Source organism: Marinobacter nitratireducens, from assembly GCF_000708045.1.
Classification (GTDB): Bacteria; Pseudomonadota; Gammaproteobacteria; order Pseudomonadales; family Oleiphilaceae; genus Marinobacter; species Marinobacter nitratireducens.
Map to the genome: position 1 here is coordinate 1 of NZ_ANIE01000011.1, position 5,674 is coordinate 5,674.

General features: G+C 53.1%; 2 tRNA genes and 3 rRNA genes. All 5 read right to left on the reverse strand.

Annotation, left to right across the window (positions count from 1 at the left end):
• Window positions 1–4 precede the first annotated feature (4 nt).
• The 5 genes from rrf to D777_RS17420 all read right to left on the reverse strand — a co-directional run bounded on the left by rrf (window position 5) and on the right by D777_RS17420 (window position 5,241).
• Window positions 5–119, reverse strand: a 5S ribosomal RNA gene (gene rrf / locus D777_RS17400).
• 76 nt (window positions 120–195) lie between these two features.
• A 23S ribosomal RNA gene (locus D777_RS17405) occupies window positions 196–3,088 on the reverse strand.
• Window positions 3,089–3,364: 276 nt separating this feature from the next.
• A tRNA-Ala gene (locus D777_RS17410) sits at window positions 3,365–3,440 on the reverse strand.
• A gap of 96 nt (window positions 3,441–3,536) precedes the next feature.
• Window positions 3,537–3,613 (reverse strand) — tRNA-Ile (locus tag D777_RS17415).
• 88 nt (window positions 3,614–3,701) lie between these two features.
• Window positions 3,702–5,241: ribosomal RNA gene (locus tag D777_RS17420) — 16S ribosomal RNA — on the reverse strand.
• The 16S, 23S and 5S rRNA genes sit together here with 2 tRNA genes alongside, the layout of an rRNA operon.
• Between the last annotated feature and the right edge of the window lie 433 nt (window positions 5,242–5,674).

Here is a 5,674-nt window from a genome sequence, read left to right on the forward strand (position 1 = left end):
AGGCGCCTGACGATGACCTACTCTCACATGGGCAACGCCACACTACCATCGGCGCAGGACTGTTTCACTTCTGAGTTCGGGATGGGATCAGGTGGTTCCAGACCGCTATGGTCGTCAGGCAAAACGATTGATCACTGGGGGACGAGAAGAACGTGATGTTGATTTCGCATTATCCGCAATTGTCTTGGGTGTTATATAGTCAAGCCGCACGAGCAATTAGTATCGGTTAGCTCAACGCCTCGCAGCGCTTACACACCCGACCTATCAACGTCCTGGTCTTGAACGGCTCTTTAGGGACCTCGAAGGTCCAGGGAGATCTCATCTTGGAAGGGGCTTCCCGCTTAGATGCTTTCAGCGGTTATCCTGTCCGAACATAGCTACCGGGCAATGCGTCTGGCGACACAACCCGAACACCAGAGGTTCGTCCACTCCGGTCCTCTCGTACTAGGAGCAGCTTTCCTCAAATCTCCAACGTCCACGGCAGATAGGGACCGAACTGTCTCACGACGTTCTAAACCCAGCTCGCGTACCACTTTAAATGGCGAACAGCCATACCCTTGGGACCGGCTTCAGCCCCAGGATGTGATGAGCCGACATCGAGGTGCCAAACACCGCCGTCGATGTGAACTCTTGGGCGGTATCAGCCTGTTATCCCCGGAGTACCTTTTATCCGTTGAGCGATGGCCCTTCCATACAGAACCACCGGATCACTATGACCTGCTTTCGCACCTGCTCGACGTGTCTGTCTCGCAGTTAAGCGGGCTTGTGCCATTACACTAACCGCATGATGTCCGACCATGCTTAGCCCACCTTTGTGCTCCTCCGTTACGCTTTGGGAGGAGACCGCCCCAGTCAAACTACCCACCACACAGTGTCCTTATCCCCGATAAGGGGACGAAGTTAGAACCTCAAACATGCCAGGCTGGTATTTCAAGGTTGGCTCCACCAGAACTGGCGTCCTGGTTTCAAAGCCTCCCAGCTATCCTACACAAGCATGCTCAAAGTTCACTGTGAAGCTATAGTAAAGGTTCACGGGGTCTTTCCGTCTAGCCGCGGATACACCGCATCTTCACGGCGATTTCAATTTCACTGAGTCTCGGGTAGAGACAGCGCCCCCATCGTTACGCCATTCGTGCAGGTCGGAACTTACCCGACAAGGAATTTCGCTACCTTAGGACCGTTATAGTTACGGCCGCCGTTTACCGGGGCTTCGATCAAGAGCTTCGCACGAGTGCTAACCCCATCAATTAACCTTCCGGCACCGGGCAGGCGTCACACCGTATACGTCCACTTTCGTGTTTGCACAGTGCTGTGTTTTTAATAAACAGTCGCAGGGGCCTGGTATCTTCGACCGGCTTCCGCTCCACCCGCAGGGGTTTCACGTACACGCCGGCGTGCCTTCTCCCGAAGTTACGGCACCATTTTGCCTAGTTCCTTTACCCGAGTTCTCTCAAGCGCCTTGGTATTCTCTACCTGACCACCTGTGTCGGTTTGGGGTACGGTCTCGAATAGCCTGAAGCTTAGAAGATTTTCCTGGAAGCATGGCATCAATGACTTCCCGCTCTATGAGCAGTCGTCGTCGCGTCTCGAGATTGTGGACCCGGATTTGCCTAAGTCCACTCCCTACTCGCTTAAACCGGGACAACCGTCGCCCGGCTCACCTAGCCTTCTCCGTCTCTCCATCGCAGCTATCCAAGGTACGGGAATATTAACCCGTTTCCCATCGACTACACCTTTCGGTCTCGCCTTAGGGGCCGACTCACCCTGCGCCGATTAGCGTTGCGCAGGAACCCTTGGTCTTCCGGCGTGCGGGTTTTTCACCCGCATTGTCGTTACTCATGTCAGCATTCGCACTTCTGATACCTCCAGCAAGCTTCTCAACTCACCTTCACAGGCTTACAGAACGCTCCCCTACCCCGCATACAAAGTATGCAGCCGCAGCTTCGGTGACCAGTTTGAGCCCCGTTACATCTTCCGCGCAGGCCGACTCGACTAGTGAGCTATTACGCTTTCTTTAAAGGGTGGCTGCTTCTAAGCCAACCTCCTAGCTGTCTGAGCCTTCCCACATCGTTTCCCACTTAACTGGTACTTGGGGACCTTAGCTGGCGGTCTGGGTTGTTTCCCTCTTCACGATGGACGTTAGCACCCACCGTGTGTCTCCCGGATAGTACTCACAGGTATTCGGAGTTTGCATGGGGTTGGTAAGTCGGGATGACCCCCTAGCCCAAACAGTGCTCTACCCCCTGTGGTATTCGTCCGAGGCGCTACCTAAATAGCTTTCGGGGAGAACCAGCTATCTCCGGGCTTGATTAGCCTTTCACTCCGATCCACAAGTCATCCCCTGGCTTTTCAACGACAGTGGGTTCGGTCCTCCAGTGCCTGTTACGGCACCTTCAACCTGCTCATGGATAGATCGCCCGGTTTCGGGTCTATGCCCAGCGACTAAGTCGCCCTATTCAGACTCGGTTTCCCTACGGCTCCCCTATACGGTTAACCTCGCCACTGAACATAAGTCGCTGACCCATTATACAAAAGGTACGCCGTCACAGAACAAGTCTGCTCCGACTGCTTGTACGCATACGGTTTCAGGGTCTATTTCACTCCCCTCACAGGGGTTCTTTTCGCCTTTCCCTCACGGTACTGGTTCACTATCGGTCAGTCAGGAGTATTTAGCCTTGGAGGATGGTCCCCCCATGTTCAGACAGGATATCACGTGTCCCGTCCTACTCGATTTCACTGAACTCAGGTTTCGGATACGGGGCTATCACCCACTATGGCGGCACTTTCCAGAGCCTTCTCCTACCAGTTGTTCAGCTTAAGGGCTGGTCCCCGTTCGCTCGCCGCTACTGAGGGAATCTCGGTTGATTTCTTTTCCTTCGGGTACTTAGATGTTTCAGTTCCCCGAGTTCGCCTCTTACACCTATGGATTCAGTGTAAGATACCGACCCGAAAGTCGGTGGGTTTCCCCATTCAGAGATGCCCGGATCACAGCTTGTTTGCCAGCTCCCCGAGCCTTATCGCAGGCTACCACGTCTTTCATCGCCTCTGACTGCCAAGGCATCCACCGTATGCGCTTAGTTGCTTGACTATATAACCCCAAGACAACTGTGATCCGAAGATCTCAGTCACTCAAGATCGTTTCATCAACAACCTCAACGACAACACCGGATAACGCTTGAAATCGCTATCACTTTGAACATCTTCTCTCGGAGATAAAGAGAGAAGAATATTCGTGTTCTATCTCGTCCAATTTGTTAAAGAGCAAATCTGACCCAGTGATCAGAAAGAAGGGCTTCGCTTGATCGTTCATCAAACCGAAACGCTTGTTTCTGTACACTGCCAACCGGAGTTAGTCAGTTAAATATGGTGGAGCTAGGCAGGATCGAACTGCCGACCTCCTGCGTGCAAGGCAGGCGCTCTCCCAGCTGAGCTATAGCCCCATTTAAGCTATTACAAGAATTTTGTTGATCTAGGCGTCGGCGCGCGCCGCATAGCCTGCTATGCAAGTGCGTCGACAACGACGAGCAGCAAAATTCTGGTGGGTCTGGGTGGACTTGAACCACCGACCTCACCCTTATCAGGGGTGCGCTCTAACCACCTGAGCTACAGACCCAATGGTACGGGCCTGGTAGACCCTATGCTCTCTTACTAAGCCAACCAAGTAATTCGTGTGGACTCTGACCGAGGATTTCGGTTTCGTTTAAGGAGGTGATCCAGCCGCAGGTTCCCCTACGGCTACCTTGTTACGACTTCACCCCAGTCATGAACCACACCGTGGTGATCGTCCTCCCGAAGGTTAGACTAACCACTTCTGGTGCAATCCACTCCCATGGTGTGACGGGCGGTGTGTACAAGGCCCGGGAACGTATTCACCGCAACATTCTGATTTGCGATTACTAGCGATTCCGACTTCACGCAGTCGAGTTGCAGACTGCGATCCGGACTACGATACGTTTTATGAGATTAGCTCCCCCTCGCGGGTTTGCAGCCCTCTGTACGTACCATTGTAGCACGTGTGTAGCCCTGGCCGTAAGGGCCATGATGACCTGACGTCATCCCCACCTTCCTCCGGTTTGTCACCGGCAGTCTCCCTAGAGTTCTCAGCCGAACTGCTAGCAACTAGGGATAGGGGTTGCGCTCGTTACGGGACTTAACCCAACATCTCACGACACGAGCTGACGACGGCCATGCAGCACCTGTCACTGCGTTCCCGAAGGCACCAATCTATCTCTAGAAAGTTCGCAGGATGTCAAGGCCAGGTAAGGTTCTTCGCGTTGCGTCGAATTAAACCACATGCTCCACCGCTTGTGCGGGCCCCCGTCAATTCATTTGAGTTTTAACCTTGCGGCCGTACTCCCCAGGCGGTCTACTTAGTGCGTTAGCTGCGCCACTAAGACTTCAAGAGTCCCAACGGCTAGTAGACATCGTTTACGGCGTGGACTACCAGGGTATCTAATCCTGTTTGCTCCCCACGCTTTCGCACCTCAGTGTCAGTGTTGGTCCAGGTAGCCGCCTTCGCCACTGGTGTTCCTTCCTATATCTACGCATTTCACCGCTACACAGGAAATTCCACTACCCTCTACCACACTCTAGCCTGCCAGTTCGAAATGCCGTTCCCAGGTTAAGCCCGGGGCTTTCACATCTCGCTTAACAAACCACCTACGCGCGCTTTACGCCCAGTAATTCCGATTAACGCTTGCACCCTCCGTATTACCGCGGCTGCTGGCACGGAGTTAGCCGGTGCTTCTTCTGTAAGTAACGTCAAGCCTCAAGGGTATTAACCTTAAGGTTTTCCTCCTTACTGAAAGTGCTTTACAACCCGAAAGCCTTCTTCACACACGCGGCATGGCTGGATCAGGGTTGCCCCCATTGTCCAATATTCCCCACTGCTGCCTCCCGTAGGAGTTCGGGCCGTGTCTCAGTCCCGATGTGGCTGATCATCCTCTCAGACCAGCTACGGATCGTCGCCTTGGTAAGCCTTTACCTCACCAACTAGCTAATCCGACTTAGGCTCATCTAATAGCGCAAGGTCCGAAGATCCCCTGCTTTCTCCCGTAGGACGTATGCGGTATTAATCCGGGTTTCCCCGGGCTATCCCCCACTACTAGGCAGATTCCTAAGCATTACTCACCCGTCCGCCGCTCGACGCCTGGGTGCAAGCACCCATCGTTTCCGCTCGACTTGCATGTGTTAAGCCTGCCGCCAGCGTTCAATCTGAGCCATGATCAAACTCTTCAGTTTAAATCATACAGAAGCCGAAGCTTCTAAATCATGCTCAAGACAAAACTCAATTTCGACGAGTCGCTGTCTCGATATTTCGTGTCCGAAATACCTCAGCCAGCGCCCACACGAATTACTTGGTTAACTTTTTAAAGAGCGTTGAGCCTCTGCTCAATCAAGGCCGCGTATTCTACATCGAATCCCGACCTTGTCAACCGTTAATTTTCAGCGTTTTCAAACCTCGAAAACCTTGCTCAAAACCGTCCGGCTTACTGCTTCAAACGAGGCGCGCATTCTACACTGAACCGCCACCTTGTCAACCGCTTTCTGAAGAAATCTTTAAATCGTTTTCCTCAACACTTTCAAGCAGTTACTTCCGAATCCCCAACCCCTCTCGGCGTCGTGTCCCTCAGAAGTGGTGCGCATTCTACAGCCCTCAGGAAAACTGTCAACG